This window comes from Arcicella aquatica, assembly GCF_034928825.1.
Taxonomy (GTDB): domain Bacteria; phylum Bacteroidota; class Bacteroidia; order Cytophagales; family Spirosomataceae; genus Arcicella; species Arcicella aquatica.
The window spans coordinates 131,208-157,111 of sequence record NZ_JAYFUL010000005.1 but is presented as its reverse complement, the minus strand read 5'-3'; the positions used below and the strand labels follow the sequence as shown (position 1 = coordinate 157,111).

Below are 25,904 nucleotides of genomic sequence, written 5' to 3'. Positions count from 1 at the left end.
ATTCTAATATACTCGCTTATTTATTCAATAGTTCGTCAAAAGCAATACCTATATAGAACATTGAACCAACTGTTGGGTTACCCCATGAAGTAACATAAGACTTGCCTAAGATATTAGTACCACCTAGCTTAATGATAGATTTAATACTAGCTACTTTTTTAGAAACCTGAGCATCCAATGTGCTGAAACTATTAATTACACTTCCTTCTGAATTTCCAATTGAAACCCCAACAAATGAAGATTGCCATACGAAAGAATCTTGATAACGCCATGCAACATTAAAGCCGAATCCTGAACCTCCAATATTTCTATTACCCACATTTAAATTTACACGATAAGGAGGAGTATTATAACCTATTTGAACAGGAGTTAAATTCCCTTTGTCAGTCAATGTATTTTTAGAAACATTTCCACCTACTGTAAAACCTTTAGGTAAAGTGTAGTCTAACCCTACTGCCCATCCCTCTGTTTTTACATCACCATCAGCATTAGTTGGGAAAGAATAAACAGTGTTAGTTCCATCAGTATTTGGTCTTAGTACTACTTGAGAAACATCAAAGTTGGTAAAAGTACTCTGATAGTAATAGGCATCAATTAATAACTTTTTAGCTAACAACCCTTTATACCCAATCTCCCATGAAGAAACTCTCTCAGGTTTATATTCTTTACGTTGATATTTAGTCCATTTACTAGGGTCGTTGGGGTTAGCCAAAATAGAGGTATAAACATAGCTCGTACCAGACAATTTATAACGGTCTTCAAAAAGTGGCAGACCTCCCAATAATCTAGCTTGTGGTGTTTGTAATTCTATGTATTGATTCTGAGTGGTAGGAATTCTGAATCCTGTTTGGTATGATATGCGGAAGTTGTGTTCGTTAGTTGGAGAAAAAACACCTGAAAAACGAGGAGTAAACTGTCCCGCAAAATTCTCGTTCTTATCATATCTTAACGAACCCGATAATTTGAATTTTTGGTCAAACAAAGCTTTCGCAATTTGTGTATAAAGACCAAACTCAGAAATAGAGAATTCTGAACCAGTAGGGTCACTGAATCCAGTAGTAGCATCAGCTTTTTTAGTAGCAAATAATGAGCCTCCAGAATTTAATTCGTAAATTCTATAACTACCACCAACAATCATTTCAACTACATTATTAAGAGATTTAGTTAAATTGTACATACCCTCAAAATGATATAAGTTGGTTTTGTCATTAAACTTTGCACCATTTGGAATAGTTTTGCTTTTAACAGCATCCAATGTTGAATTCCAATTAGCAGATCCAGGAGTCAAACGACCAGTGTCAGCCGCATTTCTTGCAGCAGCGTGCATGGCACCACTATTAGCTTGTACAATTCCCAAGGCAGTTGCATAAGCTGTATTTGGGGCTTGACCAGCACCACGTGCAGCAGTAAAAGCATTATTGAATGCAAGGAATGCTCCACCGGCATAAGTAAGCGCATATTGTGCATACCAACCATTTAAGCCACCGCTTGGTTTCCATGCTTCATTTACAAGAGAACCTAATGTTCCAATAGCGTAAGAATCACCCGAACGCTCTTGAGTCGTATAAGCTCTCAAGAAGAAATTAGCCCCTTTTAATTCAGCTTTATATTGTCCAATTACAAAGTCTTTTAAGGAATATCTATCGTTTCCTGTATAGATACTTGTTCCAGTACCCCAATTTGCTTGTAAAATACCTTCTACTTTATCATTAAAACGATAATGTAAAGAAGCATTAAATTTTAAACTTTTTGTGCCATAATCAGCTAAATCCTTTTCAGCATAACCAGTTCTAGAAACTTGTTGATTAGGTAAAAGTACTTGATTAATTAATTGAGAAGAGGGAATTCCAGCTTGAGCATAGGCTTTGATTCCTCCAACCAATTGAGCTAAATTTCCAGAAGGGTCTAAACCTAATAATTGAGCATTAGAATAGGCTAATAAACCTGTAACAGTGGGGCTAAGTGTAGCAAGCCCAGCACTTGTAGAGTTTTCATCTCCATAAATATTTACTCCATTATAGTTTGGATTATTAGCTCTTGTGCCTGTGTTCAATGCGCCTAGAGAGCTTTGGTCTCTCGTATCATTTGCTTGCCAGTCGTCAGCTTTTATATATGAGAAGTTTAATTTGAAAGCAAGTTTATCATTAAATGCTTTAGCATAACGAATTGAAGCATCATAATATCCAGTTGTAGGTGTTGTGCGATTTTTTTCATTCATTACGCCTGTTTTAACAGAGGCACTCAACCCTTGATACAAAAAAGGACTTTTCGAATTCATTAACAAGATACCATTCAAAGCATTAGGACCATAAAGTGCTGAAGCAGCACCAGGTAATAATTCTGCTGACTCAAGGTCTAATTCAGAAATACCTGCGATATTTCCTACTGAGAAATTTAATCCAGGAGCTTGATTGTCCATTCCATCTATTAACTGAACCATTCTAACGTTTCCATTAGCGTTAAATCCACGCGTATTTACCGAACTAAAGGTTAATGACTGTGTACTTACTTCAACACCTTTCAAGTTTTTTAAACCGTCATAGAAAGATGCTGAAGGAGTGTTTTGAATGGCACGAATATCCATTTTCTCAATAGAAACTGGTGATTTCATTACACTTTCTTCAACACGAGAAGCTGCCACTACTACCTCTTGCCCCATGATAACTTGTTCTGATAATGTTATATCATAATTACTTTTACTACCATCCACAATAAATTCCTGCGTATTATATCCAACGCTTGATACAATTACAGTAAAAGGAGTGGGCGTACTTGTCGTAAGTGAAAATGAACCCTTAGTATCTGATATTGTTCCTATCACTCTTCCTTTTACTGAAATACTTACACCAATCAACGGTTCTTTTGTAGAACCATCGCTTATTTTACCCGAGATTTTTGTTTGGGCAAATAGCATTGAGGTCAAAAACAATAGTGAGGTGACTAACCCGAGCCTGATTGTCGTAAAATAATTTTTCATACGTTTCTTTGTTAGTGAATAAAAATTGAAATAGTATCTTCTCCGTGATGTTTTGAATTATTATACAAATAGAAAGAAAATTTTGGATTTTATTATGCAAGCAGAGTAAATTTTTTACATTTTTTCTTAAAATTATCTAATATGAATAAATATAAGCACAAAATATTAGCCATAATCCATTCTTCAATCAAGATAATAGTTTAATTTTAGTAAATCACACATTCACGAGCTATTATCAAAGCAAGGAATTTACCGAACAACATAGGTTGTGTATTAGGTAGTTAAATTAGATTTTTTGGTATTTAAAATAGTTTTTGTTGTTAAATTATGAAGCTTTTCTTGATAATTTCTTTTTTTTCAAAACTATACATACCTTTAAATTCCAGAATCATAGCACACAACTAAAAAATAAAAATTAATACTAAATCATGAATAAAAATAACTATGTAGTAATCATGGCAGGAGGGGTAGGTACTCGTTTTTGGCCATTTAGTAGAACAAACAATCCAAAACAATTTCATGATGTTTTAGGTACGGGTAGAACGCTTTTACAGCAAACAGCTGACCGTTTTGAAAATATTTGTCCAAATGAAAATATTTATATTGTAACAAGTGCCGATTACATTGATTTAATAAAAACACAATTGCCTTTTTTGTCGGATAGCCAAATATTAGCAGAGCCCATCCGCAGAAATACAGCACCTTGTGTGGCGTATGCTTGTTATAAAATTGGTAAGCAAAACCCAGATGCAAATATTGTAGTTGCTCCGGCCGACCATATTATATTGAAAGAAAACGAGTTTGAAAAAAGAATAAATATTGCGCTTGAAACTGCTGCTAGCGGAGATGTATTAGTAACGCTTGGAATTACACCAACCAGACCCGATACTGGTTATGGTTATATTCAGTATGATCAATCTGAAACAGAAGTTAAAAGAGTAAAGACATTCAGAGAGAAGCCAAATTTAGAATTAGCAAAAGCTTTTATTGAAAGTGGCGACTATGTTTGGAATGCTGGAATTTTTATCTGGACTGCCAAGGCAATCAAAAAGGCATTTGCAGATAATAGTCCTGCTGTACATAGTGTTTTTGAAGCAGGTAATGATATTTATTACACTGAGCAAGAAACAGATTTCATCAATGAGATATATCAAAACTGTGAGAGTATCTCAATTGACTATGCCATTATGGAAAAAGCTGAGAACGTATTTACAGTGTTAGGAAATATTGGCTGGTCTGATTTAGGTACTTGGAAATCATTGTATGAAGTATCAGATAAGGACGAAGATGCTAATGTGATTGATGGTGCAACAATGCTTTATGACGTTAAAAACAGTATCATTAAAACGCCTAAAGATAGATTAGTAGTCATTCAAGGACTAGACGGTTATATCGTAGCCGAGTATGACAATGTATTGATGATTTGTGAAAAAGAGCAGGAGCAATTTGTTAAAAGCTTTGTAGCAGATGCTACCAAGAAAGGAAAAGAATTTGTGTAGGCTTACCTTTAAATAAAATATATGTTTTGAATGAATCCACTCTGTTTTTGAGTGGATTTTTCATTTTGTTGGAGTTCCGTAATATTGAAGAGAAGTATTCTTAAAAAAAGATTTGTGATTTTATGACTAATAATGCCACAAAATCACAAATCTAATAATAGGTGTATAGGCCAATGATTAATTGAAAAACTAAATTGACCCCTAACGTTTTGAGACATAACTTTATCTTTAGTAAGCTTCGTTATGGAAATGATTTAAGGTGTTAGTAGGTATCTTGAAGATTGGTGTATTGTCTGTTAGTAATAAAAGGGTGTAAATAATTTCTTGTACAAATTTGCCATAAAAGAAATCATGGAAATTTTGTAATCGACAAATCATATTAACTTTTCGACAAAATATGCGTGGTATTCTACATTAATCCTAATTGTAAATCGATTGTATATACGTTCTCTTCATTTTTTATTTGAAGGGAATGAGTGTTTGGAAAAAGAGTTGACAACCGTTTTTTTACATTGGTTAGACCTATACCTCCAAAAGTCTTTTTATTGTTATTGGCAATGAGATTTGACTTGCTATTTTGTACCTCAAAGTATAGCTTCTCATTTTCAACCTTAAGTAATATGTTGATAAAACAGTTTGAAAATAAGTCTCCAATACTGTGCTTGAAGGCATTTTCGACAAAAGTAATAAGAATCATAGGAGGAATGCTTCCATGAATATCTCCTTGGATTTCAAAGCTTACTTGAAGTCTTTTAGTATTCCTCATTTTTTCTAGCTCAATAAAATTAGAGAGAAAACTTACTTCTTTTTCCAAACTGATGGTTGGGTGATTGGCTTCGTACAAGACATAATCTAACAAACTAGACAAAGATAAAATGGCATCACTATTTCGTTTATCATCCGTAACAGAAAGACTGTAAATATTATTAAGGGTATTCGTTAAAAAATGCGGATTGATTTGGGACCTTAAGTAGTCAATTTCGACTTGTTTTTTTTCGGAAATACTTTTGACTAAGGAATGAATGAGTTTAATGAAAAATGCTGGTAGAGTAAAAAAAAAAATAGTTATAATACTTGAAACTATAAAGCCAGACTTGAATATAAACCAAAAGTTATTATAGAATACACTTAAAGACCTAGATTCTAAATTACCCTCTTTTAGTAAATCATAATCAAAGATTAATTGAACTCTGATATAAAAAAAAATAGCAACACTAATTACAATTATTACACTATATAATAATGTAATAAAGTATCGATATTTGTAATTATTATCCCATAATGGAGCAATTAGATACACAATTAAGTAGAAAAAAATTACATCAGTAATTAAACAATATAAAGTCGAAAGTAAATTGTAAAAGATTCCTGCTAATGGACGGCTTACCATTTCCCATAGACCAATAAACATCATTATCCAAAAAACACAATGCAATAAAATTCGTCTCTTAGCAGATATACCTCCAATAGGATATATTTTTAAAAATAATTCTGAATTTTTTTCCATATTAATAGGTTTAATATTACTCATCAGTGTTTTAATTAGTTGATAATGAATAGATATTCTTTTACATCAGTTTTAATTGGAGTTTAACTAAGTATAAATCTTCTTTATTTTCAATTTGTAGAGAATGAGCTTCTGGAAAAATCGTAACTAATCGTTTTTTTACATTGGTTAGGCCTATGCCTCCAAATGTCTTTTTGTGGCTATTGACAACGAGAGTTGATTTACTATTTTGTACCTTAAAGTATAGGGTATTATCATCAACTTTAAGGAATATATTGATAAAGCAGTTTGAATACAAATCTCCAATAGAGTGCTTAAAGGCATTCTCAACAAAAGTTATAAGAATCATAGGAGGAATATTTCCATGAATATTTCCTTCTACATCAAACCTTACTTGAAGCCTTTTTGTATTCCTCATTTTTTCTAGTTCAATAAAATTAGAGAGGAAAAGCACTTCCTTTTCTAGGCTGATACTTGATTGATTAGCTTCATAAAGAACATAATCTAATAAACTAGATAAAGATAGAATAGCATCACTATTGCGTTTATCTTCAGTGACAGAAAGACTGTAAATATTATTAAGGGTATTAGTTAAAAAATGTGGATTGATTTGAGACCTTAAATAATCAATTTCTGCTTGTTTTTTATCAGAAATATTTTTGATTAGGAAGTGAGCGAGTTTGATAGAGAAGGCAGGTAAGGAGAAAAGAAAGATTTGTAACATACCAGAAAAAAGATGTCTAGGGTATTTAAAAAGATACATATAATCTTTAAACTTTTTTTCCAAATGAATAAGGTTTGCTTTAGTATCTTTTATCAAATGATTATCAAAAATAAATTGAGCTCTAATACGAAAAATAATTAAAATACTAGCAATTAGTATAATTATACCTATGACTGTAGCCAAATATTTATGCTGATAATTATTCTTCCAAAGTGGAATTATTTTATACATTATCAAGTAGAAATAAATCATATCAAGAACTACTAAGTACAAAGCAGTTATGAAACCGTACCTTAAGTCTGGGCTAGTAGGTAGCGTCCATACTTTCCACAAACCTATAAACATCATTATCCAAAAAACACAATGTAATAAAATTCTTCTATTAAGAGATACTCCTTCAATAGGATAAATTTTTAAAAACAACTCGGCAATTTTTTTCATATTCATTAATAGGTTTAATATTTTAAATTAGCTCTAATTGTAATTTAACTACATACTCATTCTCTTGATTTTCAATTTGAAGAGAATGAGTATTTTGGAAAAGAGTTGCCAATCGTTTTTTTATATTTGTTAAACCAATTCCTCCAAATGTTTTTCTTTGATTATTGATAGGTAGGTTTGATTTGCTATTTTCTACTTCAAAGTATAGCTTCTCATTTTCAACCTTAAGAAGTATTTTGATAAAGCAGTTTGAAAATAAGTCTCCAATACTATGCTTGAAGGCATTTTCAACAAAAGTAATAAGTATCATAGGAGGAATGCTTCCATGAATATCTCCTTCAACTTCAAAGTTTACCTGAAGCCTTTTCGTATTCCTCATTTTTTCTAACTCAATAAAATTAGAGAGAAAACTTACTTCTTTTTCCAAACTGATTGTTGGTTGATTAGCTTCGTACAGGACATAATCTAACAAACTAGACAAAGATAAAATGGCATCACTATTTCGTTTGTCTTCAGTAACAGAAAGACTGTAAATATTATTAAGGGTATTCGTTAAAAAATGCGGATTTATTTGAGACCTTAAATAAGCAATTTCCGTTTCCTTTTTTTCGGAAAAGTTCTTGGCTAATGAACGAGTAAGTTTAATAAAGAAAGCAGGTAAAGCGGTAAGAAATATTTCAAGTATTCCAGAAATAATGTATCCGGATTTAAAAAGATAAGTATAATCATTGTAAAATTTTTTTAAATAGCTAAAGTCTACATTAGTACCTTGTGTCAGATTATTATCAAAAATAAATTGAACTCTAATGTAAAAAAGAACAAATAGACATAATATTAATGCAGCAATACATAAAATAGTAGTAATATATTTATACTTATAATAATTTGACCACAGTGGAATAATAACATAAGTTATTGTGTAGAAATAGATTATATCAAGAATTATGAAATAAGAAATTGTAATAAAATTGAAAGCTAAACCAGTATGATTATTGTGACAGGTTATCCACACAAATACAAAGTTTATCGCCCAAAAAATGCAATGCAATAGCATTCTCCTTTTAGCTGATATCCTTTCAATAGGATATATTTTTAAAAATAACTCGGCAATCTTTTCCATATATTAATTAATAGATTTAATCTTTTTCATCAATATTTTAATTTTAATTTAACGATGTATAAATCTTCCTTATTCTCAATTTGTAGAGAATGAGTATCAGGAAACAGAGTTGCCAATCGTTTTGTTACATTGTTTAAACCAACGCCCCCAAATGTTTTTCTTTGATTATTGATAGGCAGATTAGATTTGCTATTTTCTACTTCAAAGTAGAGATTTTCATTGTCAACTTTAAGGAATATATTGATAAAGTTGTTTGAATACAAATCTCCTATAGAGTGTTTAAAGGCATTCTCAACAAAGGTAATAAGTATCATTGGAGGTATGTTTCCATGTATATTTCCCTCTACATTAAAATTTACTTGAAGTCTTTTCGTATTCCTCATTTTTTCTAACTCAATAAAATTAGATAAGAAGCTTACTTCTTTTTCCAAACTGATTGTTGGTTGATTGGCTTCGTAAAGAACATAATCTAACAGACTAGATAAAGATAAAATAGCTTCACTATTACGTTTATCTTCAGTGACAGAAAGACTGTAAATATTATTAAGTGTATTAGTTAAAAAATGTGGATTGATTTGAGACCTTAAGTAATCAATCTCAATTTGCTTTTTATCAGAAATGCTTTTAATTAGAGAATGAGTCAGTTTAATAAAGAAGGCTGGTAAGGTGTTAAGCAAAATCCCTATTATGTTTATAAAAAGAAAAGAAGGGTATTTAAAAATATACATATAATCTTTGTATTTTTTTTCCAATTGTATAAGGTTTGTTTTAGTATCTTTTATTAAATAATTATCTAAATGATTATCAAAAATAAATTGAGTCCTAATACGAAACATAATTCCTATACTAACAATTATTATAATTATACCTATTAGTGTAGCTAAATATTTATGCTGATAGTTTTTCTCCCAAAGTGGAATTATTTTATACATTATTAAGTAGAAATAAATCATACTAATAACTACTAAGTACAAGACAATTATGAAACTGAACCTTAAGTCTGAAGTAGGTAACGTCCATACTTTCCACAACCCTATAGACATCATTATCCAAAAAATACAATGCAATAAAATTCTTCTCTTAACAGATACACCCTCAATAGGATAAATTTTTAAAAACAATTCGGTAATTTTTTCCATATTAATTAATAGGTTTAATCTTACTCATTAGTGTTTCTTTATAGTTTTGTCCCATTGGAATCATGATATTGTTTTTGAGTTCTATCAAACTATTGCTACTATCAATTGATGTGATTTTATCAGTAGCGATTATATAAGATTTATGTACTCTCATAAAACTTTGAGCAGGTAGAATCTCCACCATCTTTTTCATGGTAATATGGGTAACAATTGGGCGGTCTGCATCAGTGATAATTTTGATATAATCTCTCAGTCCTTCTACATAAATAATATCATTAAAATTTACTTTTATCATCTTACTGCCTTCTTTTACATACACCATAGTTTCTGAAGATGCATGTTTGTCTTCATTATCTGTAAAGCTATATAGACGTTGTACCTTTTCAATCGATTTTTGAAATCTATCAAAAGAAATGGGCTTTTTCAGATAATCAATTACATCCAAATCATAGCTTTCTAATGCATAATCCGCATGGGCTGTCATGATAATTATATGTGGACTTGGTGAGAGCATCCTGATAAAATCTAGTCCAGATAAATGAGGCATTGATATATCAGTAATAATCAAATCAACGACTTGATGAGCTAGAAAATTAGAGGCTTCAATGGCATTGTCAAAAACTTGAAGGAGTTCTATCGACTGAATTCGAGATAAATAATTTTTGATAAGGTTTTGAGCAGGTTCTTCATCTTCAAGAACAATGCAACGGAGGGTCTTCATACGTTTAAGGTTCAAGTAGATTAATTAGTGGCTTATTTAACTTTTCTGGTTCTACTATGATTTATATGGGATTATACCAATTCGGGCTAAACTCTTAGTTTAAGATTTTCAAAACTATGAAATCCAAATGAACGCCGAATGATTCCCCGAATAACATTATTTAGTCCTTCCTCTACAGAGTTTGTGTGTTTTTGGAGGAAGAAATTTAGTGCTTTTTTTTTCAATTATTGAGTGTTTTAAGGAAAGATTCAATGAATTTATTGCCTATTTTTTGAGCTTTTTCCTGCCATTCTTCTACTTTTAAAGAAGCATGGTCTTTGGTTAAATCCATATCAAAAATAGCTTTTAAATCTTTTCTGAGTTGGTAAACTTCTTGAAGTTCTGGGCTGACTAAAAAAGCTTGGTTCAAAGTTTTTTCTTCATCCTTAGATAAGTTTTCGGGACTCTTTAATAATGTCCAGCGAAGACTTTTAAAACATTCCTCATCGGGAGAATCTTTACGTAAAGATTTACATGTCGAGTCAATTGCTTTACAGAGATGAATAAAAAAGTGATAGCGGTCAATAACTGATATGGCATTAGGAAATAAATCCCCTGCAAGGATGGAATATGCGTCCCACATATCACTACTAACGACCTCAATTTGATTACAAAAATCAATACCTTTTGCCTTAAAATAGTCTACTATTGTTTCTTTTTGGCGATTTTCGAGAAAATCTAAGATAATACCACGTTCTAAATCAACTAAACAACAAGCATAGTCTTTCTTACCTTTACGAATAAAAATTACGTCTATTCCAAGGTAAAGAACTTGTTGCCAAACTAACCTTTTATCAAGTTGTTTATTAGCATATTTTTAATAAATTGAATAGACTGTTGACCAGACAATATCCTCTTTGACAAACACTTGGCTGATACAAATATCATCTGCCATAAATCAGACCGCCGATGCGGTAAATATATTGTTCGTAACGAATGGTCATTGTTTTACTGGGTTCACAAAATCAAAAGACTTATAACAATAACGATTACAGTCTGTACAATGAAATTGACGAGTCTTTAAATGTAAGTAAACTTTTCTACCTAAGAGTGTCATATCTCGAATGGTACGTTCTTGATACATCATCGCTTCCGAGGTAGGTTTTTGACAAACAGGACAAAGACCATAGGGATGAGTTGATTCACAATAAATATGTGCCTCTTTATCTGAGATTGAACAGTCCAAAACTTTAACTTTGGGAAGATTAAAAAGGAATTCAATGTTGATGTCCATAGAACAAAGATAACAGTCCTATATAAATCATAGTTGAACCTAAAATTAAAATATAAGGATACTCAAGGGAAGCCTATATACTACAGGCTGAACGCATGAACAAATATTCTTTGGTTTGTACTTGAAAATATAGAGTTTTTTTAACAATTATCAATAACTTACGGGACTAGTGCCAATTATAATTTTGATAATATTCTGAAACCATATAAAATATTTCGATTATGCGTTCAACTTGTATATGCTAGGATAATTCTATAAATTTTCTAATTTCTTTTAAAGCATTAGAATATCCTTTGGTAAAAGTTTCACTATCGGCAGGATATACGGAAATGCTTTTCAGCCCTTTATCTAGTAATTCGTATGCTGTTGCCGCGTCATCATAATCGTAAAATAATTTATTATATTCAGTTAATTCAGATGGATTTATATCCATACCAGTTGAATAAAGACTGTAGGGGCAAATCAATGGTGTCGTTTTAAATGTAGTGTATTGTTTGTCATCAATTAGTTCAAAATACTTTAGCATAAAATCTATTTGGGCAATTACTCGTTTTTTTATTTGGTCTTTTGTCTCCTTTTTAGTTGGCTTTACTCGCCACCAGTTTGATGAAACACTTAATAAATCTGTTTTTTTAGATTCATAATAATAATCTTTTTTTAATAATAAATTTACAATTAAACCTTTAGCACTTTTACTTTTTAATACTAAATATTCAAACTCACCTCCTTCACCTTCTTCATCTTGTTTTAAAAAGGAAATTTTACCTATATTATTAATATTCATAAAAAATATGCTATCAGTAGTAGGGTTATTCGACCATGTACCTACAGCGAATAATCCATGATTATTTAAAAGAGTTAAAGAATCATTATCAAAAAATTTAATGAAGGTTTCATCTTCAAAGAGTAAATCATATTGCTCTTTGAATAAAGAATCCTTATTGCTTGCACTCTCTGTTAGAAGAACTTCATGCTTTACAATTTTAAATGCGACTTCGTATTTACTTTTTGAAGAACAACCCATAAATAATAATAATAAAATGATGTTGGTTGTGAGGTATACTAGTCTTGTTTTCATGAGTGTTTAACATATTTTAAAAATTAGTGAATAATTTTATAACCTTAAATTTGGGGAAATTACTCATATTGAGTATCCTTAAATAAAATAATTATGGGTTCAATAAAGACCATAAAAAAGCCGACTAAACAAAGATAAAATCCCTCTTGCATCGAAACTTTAACCTTGTAAGCACTTAACAATGGGTTGTTTTCTTTCGCTAAGTCCTTCGCTCCGGTCACTTCCAATGTTTGGGATAATACAACTAATAATATTATACCTGTAGCGGCAATTCCCATAAGTACTTCTTTTCTGTAAGGCATTTTTAAAAAACTAATAACCAAGCCAAGTAAACCCAAAATGCCAATTCCGATAATATAAGGATTATGTTCTGGTGTTTTATTACCTTGGGTGGTTTTATTAAGGTTTTTGTGTAGGTCATCCAAACTTGTACTTTCAAAAGGATTGTTAGGGTTAAATTGCTTGCTAGGGTCTTTCATTTTAATGTCGCCCGTTATAAGTTGAACACCTGTTGCTTTCACAATCTCTTGATTAGCACATTGTACAACCATAAATGGTAAAAATAAACTTGCAAGCACAACTGTAAAAGAAATGCGCGAGAATAAATTAAACAATTTTGTCATTTGAATTAGTCGGTTAAGGGTTGATATAAATTAAGGAAATAGATCTTTAATCAAATTCCTCTATTTCAGAGGTTTGTTTAATGGCATAATAACTGTCCGATATTATACTTAGATGAAAAACAAAAAGGGTAAAAACAAGAACAAGGCTGAAATAAAAACCATATTCTGGGCTAGTATCAATAAACATGCCTATGCCGTTTAATGTATTTATTCGATTTGTTTCAAAAGATTGGGATAGTATAAAAAATGAGATTAAACAGATTAGCTTAACGATATTGATAATTAAAAAGTGTTGAATCTTAATTTTATGATTCGGAAAAATACTTAAAATTAATCCAACAATTAAAGCAATACTAAAAATAATCAAAAATGGGTTAGGTGATATTTTTGTAATTTCCTGCAGTTCATTTAGTATTTTAATTTCTTTCTGAGTATCCTCAAAAGATAACTTTTTTTTGTTTTTGTCTAACTTAGAAAATTCGTTGGCTATACTATAAAAATTGCGAACCTGATTATCATAGTTCCCTCCTTTCGCAAGTTGGTAGCCACTTAATTCGCTAATTTTCTGTCCAGTTGTACATTGAATACTGATGAAGGGCAAAAAAAAGAATATTAATAGTGTGGGATATGTAATACGGTGGATTAGAAGATGAAAAGTTGACATTTAATAAGGTGATTTTTAAGTCATTGAGATGTAAAAAAAAGAAATTAATTTTAATTAGCAAAAAATATTTTTGATAATCTCATAGCCTTGTTAGTAATTTTTTTTTGAATCACAACAAGGCTATGAGATTATCTTACCCAATCTCTTCAAAGCCGCAATAAGGCACCAATACTTTTGGTATTTTAATGCCTGTCTCAGTTTGATTATTCTCCAAAATGGCTGCTAAAATACGAGGTAAAGCCAATGCAGAGCCATTAAGTGTATGTAATAACTGAGATTTGCCTTCAGTTTTCATTCTTAATTTTAAACGGTTAGCTTGGTAGGTTTCAAAGTTTGATACTGAACTTACTTCTAACCAACGACCTTGTGCAGCAGACCAAACTTCCATATCATAAGTAAGGGCAGATGTAAAGCTCATATCGCCTCCACATAAACGCAATACCCTGTATGGGAGCTCTAACTTTTGAAGAATGCTTTGTACGTGTAATGACATTTCTTCTAAAGCATTGTATGAGTTTTCAGGTTTCTCAATGCGTACAATCTCAATTTTATCGAATTGATGTAAACGGTTCAACCCACGAACGTGAGCGCCCCAAGAGCCAGCTTCGCGACGGAAACATGGTGTGTAACCTGCGTTCTTGATAGGTAAATCTGTTTCTTGTAAAATTACATCACGGTACATATTGGTAATAGGCACTTCAGCCGTAGGAATCAAGAACAAATCATCCTCCGTTGCATGATACATTTGCCCGTCTTTATCAGGCAACTGACCAGTACCAAAACCAGATTCTTTATTAATCAAAATCGGAGGTTGAATTTCGGTATAACCTGCATTAATGGCTTCGTCTAGGAAGAAATTAATCAAAGCACGCTGAATTCTAGCACCTTTTCCTTTATAAACTGGGAAACCTGCACCTGTGATTTTATTACCTAATTCAAAATCAATGATGTCATATTTTTTAATTAAGTCCCAGTGAGGTTGAGCATTCTCAGGTAAAGTAGGGATTGCTCCATTTTCTAAAACAACTTCGTTTTCCTCAGGTGTTTTTCCTGCTGGAACACTGCTATGAGGCAAGTTGGGCAAAGTAACTAATACTTCATATAAGTCAGTTTCGGTATTTTTCAATACTTCTTCCAATTCTTTAGAACGAACTTTCAAAGCACTAGTCTCTGCTTTGGCTGTTTCAGCTTCCTCTTTCTTACCCGCTTTCATCAATCCCCCAATTTCTTTGGCAAGGGCATTTGATTTTGCTAGGGTAGTATCTAATTCAACTTGTGTTTCACGACGTTTTTCGTCTAACGCTAATACTTTCTCAACGATTTCTTCAGCATCTTTGAAGTATTTACGTTTCAAGCCCTCAATCGTAGTGGCTTTGTTTTCTTTAATTTGTTGTATTTGTAACATAAGTTTTTTCTAAATATCAATGTGCTATTCTTTGAATTAGTACCTTGTATGTTTCCACAAAGATAAAAAAAATAGCCGTGCTGGAAACAGGTTTCACAACACGGCTATTAAGCAATGTCGTTATAATTAAGGAGCGGAGAAAATATCTTTCATCGCATCTTCATATAAAAAACAACGTTCGTTCAAAGCATTCAAAGCCGCAGCTTTGTTTTTGCCGTGAATTAACAAAGTAATGTTATGCTCGGAAGCGCCATAACAAATCATTCTGATTGGAATGTTTTTCATCGCTTCTAATACTTTTAAGGCGATACCTTCTTTGTCAGCCGAGAAGTTTCCAACGATACAAACGATAGTCTGGTCTTTATCACATTCTTCTAAATCTGCAAATTGGCGTAATTCAGCCATGATTTCTTCTAAATGTTCGTCGTTATCGATGGTTACAGAAACGGAAACCTCCGAAGTCGTAATCATATCAACAGGCGTTTTGTATTTTTCGAATACCTCAAATACTCTACGCAAGAAACCATAAGCATTCAACATACGGGTTGAGTGAATATAAATGGCTGTTAAATTATCTTTAGCAGCAATAGCTTTAATTTCACGGTCGGATGTCTTGTCAGCAATCAAAGTACCAAAGGCTGCAGGTTCCATGGTATTTTTTAAACGTACAGGAACACCTTTCATTTTAGCAGGAGTAATGGTACTTGGGTGCAAAATTTTTGCTCCAAAATAGGCTAATTCGGCTGCTTCTTCAAAAGTCAATTCACGGATAGGGAAGGTTTTCTTTACGATACGTGGGTCGTTATTATGCATTCCATCAATATCCGTCCAGATTTGTACTTCCTCTGCTACAATGGCACCACCGATTAATGATGCTGTATAATCAGAACCACCTCTTTTTAAGTTATCTACTTCTCCACGAGGATTTCTACAGATAAACCCTTGTGTAATAAAGATTTGCTTGTCTGTTAATTGTGAGAGAATACCACCTAATTTTTCTTCCGTAAACTTCAATACAGGTTCGTTGTCTGCATCGATAAGCATAAAGTCTAATGCTGGTAATAAAGCTGCGCTAATACCTTGTTCACGCAAATATGCTTCGAACATTTGGGTAGAAAGCAATTCACCTTCTGCTACAATTTCCTTTTCTTGTTTTATTGAAAATGGTTTGATACTTTCTAAAGAACGAATAAACGAAAATTCTTTTTCAATAATTGCTTTCCCTTCAGCATAACCCGCTTTTGTACTATAAAGCTCTTTGATAAAAGTTTCGTAATGTGCAAACAACTCATTGATTTTTTGAGTAGCTTCTGCATCATTGTTTGCCTTCAAGGACTCTCCGATAGAAATTAAAGCGTTTGTAGTACCTGAAAGGGCAGACAAAACGACAATTTTACGATTACCGTCTTCAGTAATCAAATTTTTAATTGAGTGCATTCGCTCGGGCTTCCCAACGGAAGTTCCCCCAAATTTCCAGACTTGCATTTTTTCTTCTTTAATTATTGATTATCAATGATTTGTATTTGAGATTGATAGTTTTTGAACTTTTCATCAGCAGAAATCAATGGAATCTGTTCTTGAAAAGTGGTAGCTATTCTTGACTGACCAACATAGCATTATTGTTATCCTCTAATATTTGTTTCAGTTTATTAGAGAGCTTAGGGTTATTCTATAAGGCCCAAATAAGAATATGAGTATCAATAAGATATTTTTTCATATCAATACATATATTCATTTAAGTCTTCTAAAGGCTCATCAAAATCATCAGGAATTGAAATTTTCCCTGCTAAAGTACCTAATTGTCGTTTTTTCTTAGGAGTTTCTTCAACATCGTTGGTTACCAAAACAATCACCCTAACGGATTGATTTGCTTTGAGCTGAGAACGAAGATTACTCGGAATATCAATGTGTTGATTCTCCGTAAGAACGGTCGGAAATTCGATGGCTTGTAGCATAATTTTATTGTTAAAATGAGCTAAACTTCTCTGACAATTTAATATATTCCTTATTCTTATACTCTCTAAAACGCCAACATTTTCACCGCTGTAATAGCAGCTTCATCACCTTTATTTCCGTGGATTCCCCCTGCACGGTCTAATGCCTGCTGTTCTGTATTAGGCGTAAGTACACCAAAGATAACAGGTTTATCATATTTTAAGCTTACTGTAGTAAGTCCTTGGGCTACGGCGTTATTAATATAGTCATTATGTTTGGTTTCGCCCTGAATCACGCATCCTATACAAATCACCGCATCAATGTCTGCTTTTTGTGCCATCTTTTGGGCTGCAAACGTTAGTTCATAGCTTCCCGGAACGTTCACTCTTATTACGTTTTCTTCTTTTGCTCCGTAGGCTAAAAGCGTTTTATGTGCGCCCGCTGCCAAGGCATTAGTAACTTCCTCATTCCACTCTGCCACTACAAGGGCAAACTTTTTATCACTTACGTCTGGTAAGTTTTCTGTGGAAAAAATACTTAGATTTTTATGTGCTGAAGACATTTTATAGTTGGTATTGGCTCTAAAAGTAATGACGAAAGTTTACGGATTAAAGCGTGTGTACGAAAGTTTAAAACTAATGACTATAAAAAAAGGGATAAGAACTTATGCTCTTATCCCTCTCGTATCAATATTTTATTGATTCCTTTATTCTGAGACAGAGCCTTCTAACACCGCTTTATACTTCTTAGCGTTGATGGATTCTGACGACTCTGCATATTTGTCTACAATTTCAGTATAAACAGCCAACGCCTCTTTTTGTTCATTGTTTGCTTCGTAAGCAGCAGCCAATTTCATTAAATATGTAGGCGTGAAGAATTTGTTAGCCTTATATTCAGCAGCTTTTTTATAATATGTTATAGCATCGCTATATGCTTTCTTTTCTGTATAAGCATCTCCAATTAAAGAATAAGCACGAGCCTGCACCAATAAATCTGAGCTACTGAATGATTTTAACTGATCAATGGCAGCATCAAATTTACCTTCTTTTAAATTAGCAACACCCGCATAGAAGCTTGCTAAGTTTCCAGTATTTCCACCAAAATCATCAGCAATTTTACCTAATTCTTTAGCGGCTACCTTATTTGAGTCTGCTTCAAATTTATAAACAGCATTAAATAATTTTGCTTGTCCTGCTTCGTCTTGTGTCGTTAAGTAATATTTGTAGCCAAAATAACCTAATATCGCCACTACCAATATACCTGCTACACCATAAATTACGCCTTTGTTTTTTTCAACAGTCGCTTGAACTTTATGAATGTCATGCTCTAATTCGCTTTTTAAGCCATCAGCAGTTTCCAAAAAATCAAGTGGCGTTTTTTCGTCTTTCTTTGTCATTGTTGGTTTTTATCTTTATTTGTTGTCGGTTATTTATCCTTGTATAATGAATTGATAATGAGTTTACAAAGCAAATAACTAATCATTTTTTACTAGCTTCAAAATCGGATTGCAAAATTAGGAAATCTCTTGGAACTTTAAAGGTTTTTGTGTAATCTTTTCAAGTCTAAATTCAAAAGTATTAAAAAATAAGGATTTTAAGCAGTTTTAACGAAACATTTTGTCCTGTTTCTATGTTTTTTCTATCGAATCTATATACAATACCTATTTCTGACGAAGCCAGTTTTCTGGATTTTGCTTATCAAAAGTTTTCCAAACTTGAAAATTTAGCTCCGAAGTACCATCAGTATCAGAGGCAACCTCGCCTACTTTTTGCCCAGCCCCTACCTTTTGTCCGTTTCTTACGGATACATTTGACAACTTACTATAAATGGTAAAATAATCGCCATGCTGAATCGCTACAACCATATAAGTTCCTGGAATAGAAACAACCGATTGTACAACGCCTTCATAAACTACATTTACATCATTGCCTGCACTTGTTTGTATATCAATACCATTATTGTTTGTCCTGACTCCTCTCAAAACGGGGTGATTGTGTACTCCAAAACGGCTAGAAATAAAGCCAGAATTAACAGGCCAAGGCATTCTGCCCCGTAATGCTGAAAAAGAAGTGGCCAACCTTGTTTCTTCCACATTCAGGGCAATGGCTTTTCTATTTGAAGTAATAACTGGCTTCTTGTTTTGATTACGTCTATTCGCTAATTGCTCACGTTCTTGCGAGCGTTTTATTTCACGCTCTACAATCTTGGCAATCATCGTCTCTAAGCGTTCTACTACTTTTTTATTAGCTTCTAATTGTGCCCTTAGGCTTTTTTCTTTTTGGCTTAACTCCGTAACTACTTCTGTCTGTTTACCTTTTAATACTTGTAAATTTTGAGTTTCTGTGATTTTTTCACGCAAAACAGCATCTTGTTCTTGTTTCTTTTGCAAGATTTTTACTTGTTCCGTCAATAGTTCTGAACGTACTTGTTGTATTAAAACTGCTTGTTTTTCGCGTGCTGAAGAATATTGTTGAAGATATTTATAACGACGAATCAGTTGATTGAAATTTGCAGAAGAAAACAAAAAACTTAGCTTGTTTACTTTATTGCTGGTTTTGGCCGCTGTAAAAACCATTTTTGCATATTCTACCTTTAATTCTTCAAGATTTCCCGACAGTTTCCCAGTAGCCTTTTTTAGTTCTTCGGCTTCATTTTGAAGTAATTGCTGATTCTCTGAAATGATGTCAATCTGTTTAGCTTGTTTATCTATTCTTTCTCCTAAGGCATTAAGCTTACCAACACTTGCTTCTTTTTTCTGTTCAGTTTTTTCAATGATTTTATTGATTTCCTGAATCTTCTGGATATTCTCTTGCTTGGCAGCCTCCAACTTTTTCCTTTTAGCAAGGGTTGAATTTTGTGCAATTGATAGGTTTGGAATGAAATATAACAAAACAAGAAGCAGTCCTGAAACGAATTTTAGGGCTGCTTGATGATTACTGATATGTAAATTCAACTTTTTGATAAAGTTTTAATTTTTATTTAGAAGTTTTTCGGGCACTCTAAATGGAAATTCCAGAGGAGTGTCTAATAATTCAACCTTTGTGTGCTTGATATTAACAACGGTTTGATACATTTTTTGATCTTCCTTCGACTGATAATCTAAAGTGATTAAGCTTGATTGAGGAAATAAAAACTGATTCAATGTCGTAAAGTCATCAAAGTCTAAAGTTAGTTTATTACTTGTATCTTCTTGTGTAAGCAAGATTTTTTTTAGCTTTTTATTTTCGCCAATATAATTATCTATCAATACTTTGTTTTCTTCTTGTTTTAATAAAAAGTATTCATTGCTACGAACTACTCTTGATTTATTTTTTTTGAAGGGACGATTCCCCACTACCAACGCTTGCAAAATGTCATAGCTTACATTGAAGTTGAATTTTCCCGCAAAATCCTCATAAGTATATTCTTTGTATTCGCCATGATATTTATCATAAAGCTTTACGAGACTATCGTTGAAAAGGGCTGTAGCCACAGTAATGCCAAATGCTGATACGTTCATCCAAATTAAACTGTCTTTACGCATTCTGATATCAACAGTAAAGCTTTGGTTATCATTGGGCGATTTGTATGAAACTTTTGCTTTTGCTTTTAAATATTTAAAATCAATCTCATCTATTTTAACTTTTTCTTCTTCTGTTACAGCTACTTCTGGTTTAGAAGGTGTTGTGATAGTCAGAGAATCAATTACTGGCTTCGTATCAGCTACTTTTAATGAATCAATAGACGAAGCATCGGAGGTTTTATTGATATGTTGACGTTTACAAGAAGCAATAAAAAATGTAAACGCTAATAGCATTAATGAGTAATGTTTCATATTTTAAGATTAGGTAATTAATAGCTTAAGGATTATAACTTTTATTCTATTAATTTCATTTCTGCGATTTTTTTGTCAATTAATGTACTGGTTGTGCCTATGGTTTTAGCTTTTTTCCACTGTTCTACAGCTTTTTCTTTTTCACCTAATTGAAAAAGCACATCACCATAATGTTCCACAATTGTACCACTATTACTTTTATTCTGAACAACGGCTCTTTCTAAATAGATTTTAGCCTTGTTAAAGTCTTTCATCACATAAAGTACCCAAGCATAGGTATCCAGATACGTACCATTGTCAGGATGCTTTTCCACCAGTCTTGCACCCATTTCAGCCGCTAATTCTAGTTTATCTTTTCTTAAAGATAGGAAATAACTATAGTTATTCAGTACATGGTCATTGTTGGGGTCAGCTTTTAAGGCAGCTTCATAGGCTTCATCCGACTTCTGATATTTGCTTAAACTATTATAAGTATCGCCCAACAGCGCATTGATGTGCTGATATAACTCAGAATTTGTGGGTGTTAATCGTCTAGCTTCTTCTAACGACTCTGCCGCTTTGTTATGATTTCTTTTTTGATAATACGCCGAGCCATTCAAATACCAAAATGCAGATTGATTTGGAAATACCTCTATGGCTTCTTCGCTATGAACAATGGCACTGTCTATTTGTCTTAACTTAAAATCAATGTTGATGATATTTCCCCAAACTTCATTGATAGATTTATCCAGCCTAGCTGCTTTTACATATTCATCTCTGGCTGATTTCTCATCACCTTTTTGAAAAAGCAAATCGCCATAAATAGCATGAGATTTTGGGTCTTGTGGATTAGCCTTAATCAATACCTTTACCAAATTAAATGCTGTTTGTTTTGATTTTTCATCTTTGGCCATGTTCATATAGCCAATCAGGATGCGTGCCTTTGTGGTAGCATCAAGGCTGGCATCGGCAAAAGCTAATTCTAACTCACGATTACATTTATCAATTTCTCCTTTTTCCTGATACAACTGTGCCAACATGATATGAGCCTGTGCATTTTCAGGATTCATTTTCAGAATCTTCTCAAGATAAGGAATGGCTTGGTCATTACGCTTGTTCGACATCAGCAATTCTGCTTGGTCTATGTTGTAATCAATCTCTTCAGGGTCAGATAAAATCAGTTTTTCACCCTCTTTAATGGCTTCATCTACTTTACCTATTTTCACCAAAACCATCTGTTTCTGACGGGTAATTTCTTCATTAATACCGATGATTTTTTCAGCTCGGTTATACGATTTCAATGCCTCATCAAAGTGATTATCAAAAATATAAACGGCTGCTTGTGCTACATATAATTCAGATTTTGAAGGATTCAGGGCAATTAGGTTTTGATACACCCTTGCCGCTGCATCATATTTTTGTTTTCTTACATACAAGTCTGCCAATAACTCTCCATAGGCTTCGTTTTCGTTATTGAGTTGAAATGCTTTTTCAGCATATAGAATAGCCTTGTTTTCGTCTTTTAATTTTTGATAATTATTAGACAAAGCATACAAAATTCCGCTGTTATCAGGTACGATAGCAAGAGCCTTTTCATAAAATTCAACCGCTTTGTCATAGTCTTCCATCATATAGAACTTCATTCCTTCGGTAAAAAACGATTCTGCTTCAAGTAATTGAGCTTTCGATTGCTCTTCTTTTTTCTTAGAAGATTCACGTTTTTGGGCATACGAAAACTGACTAATTATTAATAAAGTAGCCAGTATTGAAAAAAAATATCGAAGATTAAAATTCATCATTTAATATGTAGCAGATTGAAGAAAAAAATATTTCTAAGACAATTTTGTCTGTATCAGTATTTTCCGTTCTTCAAAGTTAAGGAAAATCTATTTAAGTCGTTCTTGAAACTAAATTGCCTTTAAGAATTAAATACAATTTAGTTTCAAGCCTACTAACGAATATTGTTGTAATTAGGTATATCAAAAATACTTCAAATTTCAAGGGTTTGTTTCATTTTTTACTCGAAATTCTTGATTGAGCAAATCTACCACCGCTTTTATTTTTTCACTATCCGAATAGGCAATTTCATATTCTGGTACTGCTGGTAAACCGCCCATCGCAATGCCTTCTTTTCGGTAGGTCATCATGGAATCTCTCGTAGATTTTCCTGTTAGGTGAATGGCATCAACTCCTGTTTGGGCAATTTGTATAGCGTTCCCTAGATTTACGCCACTACCCACCATAATTTGTATTCTACCTTTTGCCTGTTCTACGATAGCCGCAATCTGTTTTATGCCATCTATGGCTAGGTTCTTTTGACCAGAAGTTAATATCCTGTCACAACCTGCGTCAATAATAGCTTCTAATGCTTCTGAATAATCAGGTGTCATGTCAATTGCTCTATGGAAAGTTACTTCCATTGGCGAGGCTAGTTTTACCAATTCAGCAGTTTGCTGAATGTTTACACGGCCATCGGGGTGTAAAATGCCCAATACGATACCTGCACAACCTAACGCTTTCATGGAAAGTATATCTTCTTTCATGATAGCAATCTCTTCATCGGTATAACAAAAGTCTCCACCCCTAGGGCGAATCATGGCATTGATTCCAAGCTTGACTTTTTGAGTGACCATTTTTACTAAACCAGCCGAAGGTGTAGTGCCACCTTCAAACATTGAACTACAAAGTTCTATTCTATTTGCATGGGCTTTTTCTGCTGCCACACATGATTCAAAAGAATAAGCACAGACTTCTACGAGGGGTTTTTGTTGTAAAGTAAGGGTTGAATACTTCATTGGGACAAATTTAATGTTTATTTAATCTCTTGGGAAGATTATAGTATTTTATTGAATTTCAGGATAATAAAAGAATATAGCTACAAAATTGTAAATAATTATAGCTTTAAATGTACTTTTTTCAAATAAATTTAGTTAATTCAACACAAGATTTTAAAGAAAAAAGCTTTTCATAAATAAAAAACGTATACTTTTGCAATCCTGAGAAAAACAGGTTAAATAATAGCTGTATAAGTCTCTTATAATCAGTATTTTATTTTTTAAATTAGTAATTAATTGTAATCAAATTCATATAATATGTACTGGACACTTGAATTAGCATCCTATCTAGAAGATGCTCCATGGCCTGCCACGAAAGATGAACTAATCGATTTCGCCATCCGTACTGGATCGCCACTTGAAGTAGTTGAAAATTTGCAAGAATTGGAAGACGACGGTCAACCTTACGAAAGCATCGAAGAAATCTGGCCAGATTATCCTACTAAAGATGATTTCTTCTTTAACGAAGATGAATATTAAAATTGGATAATAGAAAGTAATCACGAAGTGCCACCTGTTGAGGGTGGCACTTTTTTTGTTAATATTATACATTGCTTTAAGCAATCAGCTATAAGTTGTGAGCTGTTTACATTCCTAGAGTTAATAACAAAAAGCTTATTTCTCACAGCTCATAGCTCTAAATTAAACTACTTACATGAAAAATAACATCAGGATTAATATTATTAGTCAGTTCAATCAGGAGGATAAAGCTATCATTGTGCCGATTTTGCAGACTAATGAGCCTACGGATGAGCTAGAAAAAGTAGCCCAAAATTTTGGAATAGATGCCCTTTTACTTAAACAAGACTTTAAGGCAGATTTCAAAGAAATTCATGTAGTGTACTCTGCTCTGCACCAGAAAGTAATATTGTTGGGTTTAGGGAAAAATCCCAACACTGCTGATATCATTCGTGCATTCAGGAGACTGATTCACGAACAAAAAACAAAGCTACCCAACACAGTATGTATTGATGCCAGAACATTGCCCGAAGCATGGGTAGAATACCTTGTGAATGGTTGCATATTGGGTACTTATGATGTTGGCTTGTATAAAACGGATGATAAAGCCAATATTCCACTGTTGGGAAACGAAGGAACATTGAATATCATCAGCGAATCGAAAAATTTAGAAGCCTTCATTCAAAAAGGGAAAGCAATTGCCGAAACGCAAATGCAGGTGTTTGATTTGATGAATGCTCCTGCTAATAAAAAAATGCCGCATACTTTAGCAAAATGGGCGTTAGCATCTGGCGAAAAATATAATTATTCCGTAAAGGTACTTGAAAAACAGCAGTTGAATACCCAGAAACTCAATGCGCTTTTGGCGGTAGGACAAGGTAGCGAACATCCCCCGATGTTGATTATCATGGAATATCGTTCGCCCAAAGCTACCCAAACCGTAGGTTTAGTAGGCAAGGGAGTTACTTTTGATACTGGTGGAATATCCATAAAATCGTCGACTAATATGCACTTGATGAAGTCGGATATGGGAGGTGCCGCTGCTGTTTTTGGTGCGATAGAATTAGCCGCCAAGCTTGAATTACCTATACATTTAATAGGCATAATCCCTGCTTGCGAAAATGTGGTAGATGGCAAATCATTTAAGCCAAGCGATGTAATCAATTCTTATTCAGGAAAAACGATTGAGGTGATTGATACTGATGCGGAAGGAAGATTGATTCTGGCAGATGGATTAAGTTACCTAACGAAGAATTTCAAGGTTGATACTATCATCGATTTAGCTACGCTAACAGGTAGTTGTGTCGCCACACTGGGCTATCATGCTGCGGGTATGTTTACGAGCAATGATGAATTAGCTGATGCGTTGAATCAATCTGCTACTGAGACGGGAGAACGACTATGGCGTTTGCCTTTGTGGGATGTTTACAAAGAAGATATTACTTCGGATATTGCTGATGTTCGCAACTATTCGGGTAAGCCAATGGCTGGGGCTATCTCTGCGGCAAAATTCTTAGAAGTATTTACTGATAATCATCCAAAGTGGGCTCATTTAGATATTGCTGGAACAGCCTTTGGTGACACAGAATTTGCTCCGCACAGAACTGGAACGGCTTTTGGAGTAAGACTATTAGTCGATTTTTTAAGTAAAATATAGTTAGTACTTTCTTGGCTTAATCCGTTGATTTTATTAATTTTAATTAATTGCAAAA

Annotated in this window: 24 protein-coding genes; 3 read left to right on the top strand and 21 right to left on the bottom strand. The window is 33.0% G+C overall.

The genetic code is table 11. The annotated features are described in order from the left end of the window. Positions 1 to 16: 16 nt before the first annotated feature. Complete coding sequence (locus tag VB264_RS04625) at positions 17 to 2,977, bottom strand: TonB-dependent receptor (protein WP_323247177.1); 2,961 nt, start codon at positions 2,975 to 2,977, stop codon at positions 17 to 19. A gap of 428 nt (positions 2,978 to 3,405) precedes the next feature. Here VB264_RS04625 and VB264_RS04620 point away from each other — a divergent pair, with 428 nt between their 5' ends. Beyond that, complete coding sequence (locus tag VB264_RS04620) at positions 3,406 to 4,476, top strand: mannose-1-phosphate guanylyltransferase (RefSeq protein ID WP_323247176.1); 1,071 nt, start codon at positions 3,406 to 3,408, stop codon at positions 4,474 to 4,476. 409 nt (positions 4,477 to 4,885) lie between these two features. Here VB264_RS04620 and VB264_RS04615 read toward each other — a convergent pair whose 3' ends face one another. The 20 genes from VB264_RS04615 to VB264_RS04530 all read right to left on the bottom strand — a co-directional run bounded on the left by VB264_RS04615 (position 4,886) and on the right by VB264_RS04530 (position 23,694). Next, positions 4,886 to 5,983, bottom strand: a complete 1,098-nt coding sequence (locus tag VB264_RS04615; protein WP_323247174.1) for a sensor histidine kinase — start codon at positions 5,981 to 5,983, stop codon at positions 4,886 to 4,888. 61 nt (positions 5,984 to 6,044) lie between these two features. After that, positions 6,045 to 7,148, bottom strand: coding sequence for a sensor histidine kinase (locus tag VB264_RS04610; protein ID WP_323247173.1), 1,104 nt, complete (start codon positions 7,146 to 7,148; stop codon positions 6,045 to 6,047). Positions 7,149 to 7,170: 22 nt separating this feature from the next. Further along, the gene (locus VB264_RS04605; RefSeq protein WP_323247172.1) at positions 7,171 to 8,268 is read right to left on the bottom strand and encodes a sensor histidine kinase; all 1,098 of its coding nucleotides are present in this window, start codon (positions 8,266 to 8,268) and stop codon (positions 7,171 to 7,173) included. A gap of 29 nt (positions 8,269 to 8,297) precedes the next feature. Next, positions 8,298 to 9,407, bottom strand: coding sequence for a sensor histidine kinase (locus VB264_RS04600; RefSeq protein WP_323247170.1), 1,110 nt, complete (start codon positions 9,405 to 9,407; stop codon positions 8,298 to 8,300). Position 9,408: 1 nt separating this feature from the next. After that, positions 9,409 to 10,128: a LytR/AlgR family response regulator transcription factor gene (locus VB264_RS04595; protein ID WP_323247168.1), complete on the bottom strand. Its 720-nt coding sequence runs from the start codon at positions 10,126 to 10,128 to the stop codon at positions 9,409 to 9,411. An 86-nt stretch (positions 10,129 to 10,214) separates the two neighbouring features. Further along, positions 10,215 to 10,352, bottom strand: a complete 138-nt coding sequence (locus tag VB264_RS25100) for a transposase (protein WP_407654642.1) — start codon at positions 10,350 to 10,352, stop codon at positions 10,215 to 10,217. Next, complete coding sequence (locus VB264_RS04590) at positions 10,349 to 10,924, bottom strand: transposase (RefSeq protein ID WP_323247289.1); 576 nt, start codon at positions 10,922 to 10,924, stop codon at positions 10,349 to 10,351. The genes VB264_RS25100 and VB264_RS04590 overlap by 4 nt, the downstream gene beginning before the upstream one ends. Before the next feature lie 183 nt (positions 10,925 to 11,107). After that, positions 11,108 to 11,401, bottom strand: a complete 294-nt coding sequence (locus VB264_RS25095) for a transposase family protein (RefSeq protein WP_407654641.1) — start codon at positions 11,399 to 11,401, stop codon at positions 11,108 to 11,110. Between the two features lie 241 nt (positions 11,402 to 11,642). After that, entirely contained in the window at positions 11,643 to 12,479 is an 837-nt protein-coding gene (locus tag VB264_RS04585) for a hypothetical protein (RefSeq protein ID WP_323247166.1), read from the bottom strand. A 59-nt stretch (positions 12,480 to 12,538) separates the two neighbouring features. Beyond that, positions 12,539 to 13,102, bottom strand: a complete 564-nt coding sequence (locus tag VB264_RS04580) for a hypothetical protein (protein ID WP_323247164.1) — start codon at positions 13,100 to 13,102, stop codon at positions 12,539 to 12,541. 46 nt (positions 13,103 to 13,148) lie between these two features. After that, complete coding sequence (locus tag VB264_RS04575) at positions 13,149 to 13,766, bottom strand: hypothetical protein (protein ID WP_323247162.1); 618 nt, start codon at positions 13,764 to 13,766, stop codon at positions 13,149 to 13,151. Between the two features lie 133 nt (positions 13,767 to 13,899). Continuing rightward, positions 13,900 to 15,171, bottom strand: a complete 1,272-nt coding sequence (serS, locus tag VB264_RS04570; protein WP_323247160.1) for a serine--tRNA ligase — start codon at positions 15,169 to 15,171, stop codon at positions 13,900 to 13,902. A 126-nt stretch (positions 15,172 to 15,297) separates the two neighbouring features. After that, positions 15,298 to 16,656, bottom strand: a complete 1,359-nt coding sequence (locus VB264_RS04565; protein WP_323247158.1) for an aspartate kinase — start codon at positions 16,654 to 16,656, stop codon at positions 15,298 to 15,300. A gap of 233 nt (positions 16,657 to 16,889) precedes the next feature. After that, complete coding sequence (locus VB264_RS04560; protein ID WP_323247156.1) at positions 16,890 to 17,126, bottom strand: DUF2281 domain-containing protein; 237 nt, start codon at positions 17,124 to 17,126, stop codon at positions 16,890 to 16,892. A 65-nt stretch (positions 17,127 to 17,191) separates the two neighbouring features. Continuing rightward, positions 17,192 to 17,668, bottom strand: a complete 477-nt coding sequence (gene ribH / locus VB264_RS04555) for a 6,7-dimethyl-8-ribityllumazine synthase (RefSeq protein WP_323247154.1) — start codon at positions 17,666 to 17,668, stop codon at positions 17,192 to 17,194. Between the two features lie 144 nt (positions 17,669 to 17,812). Then, a complete protein-coding gene (locus VB264_RS04550; protein ID WP_323247152.1) occupies positions 17,813 to 18,502 on the bottom strand; it encodes a tetratricopeptide repeat protein in 690 nt (229 codons plus the stop codon). Positions 18,503 to 18,766: 264 nt separating this feature from the next. Then, on the bottom strand, positions 18,767 to 20,059 hold the full coding sequence (locus VB264_RS04545) for a murein hydrolase activator EnvC family protein (protein WP_323247150.1): 1,293 nt from the start codon (positions 20,057 to 20,059) through the stop codon (positions 18,767 to 18,769). Positions 20,060 to 20,074: 15 nt separating this feature from the next. Then, positions 20,075 to 20,920, bottom strand: coding sequence for a DUF4292 domain-containing protein (locus VB264_RS04540; RefSeq protein WP_323247148.1), 846 nt, complete (start codon positions 20,918 to 20,920; stop codon positions 20,075 to 20,077). A 41-nt stretch (positions 20,921 to 20,961) separates the two neighbouring features. After that, positions 20,962 to 22,698, bottom strand: a complete 1,737-nt coding sequence (locus VB264_RS04535) for a tetratricopeptide repeat protein (protein ID WP_323247146.1) — start codon at positions 22,696 to 22,698, stop codon at positions 20,962 to 20,964. Between the two features lie 198 nt (positions 22,699 to 22,896). Next, entirely contained in the window at positions 22,897 to 23,694 is a 798-nt protein-coding gene (locus VB264_RS04530; protein ID WP_323247144.1) for a copper homeostasis protein CutC, read from the bottom strand. A gap of 297 nt (positions 23,695 to 23,991) precedes the next feature. On the opposite strand from VB264_RS04530, the gene VB264_RS04525 reads away from it, so the two are divergent. Both VB264_RS04525 and VB264_RS04520 read left to right on the top strand, forming a co-directional pair. Continuing rightward, positions 23,992 to 24,213: a DUF2795 domain-containing protein gene (locus VB264_RS04525; protein WP_092018230.1), complete on the top strand. Its 222-nt coding sequence runs from the start codon at positions 23,992 to 23,994 to the stop codon at positions 24,211 to 24,213. Positions 24,214 to 24,388: 175 nt separating this feature from the next. Then, positions 24,389 to 25,849, top strand: a complete 1,461-nt coding sequence (locus tag VB264_RS04520) for a leucyl aminopeptidase family protein (RefSeq protein ID WP_323247142.1) — start codon at positions 24,389 to 24,391, stop codon at positions 25,847 to 25,849. The last annotated feature ends 55 nt before the right edge of the window (positions 25,850 to 25,904 follow it).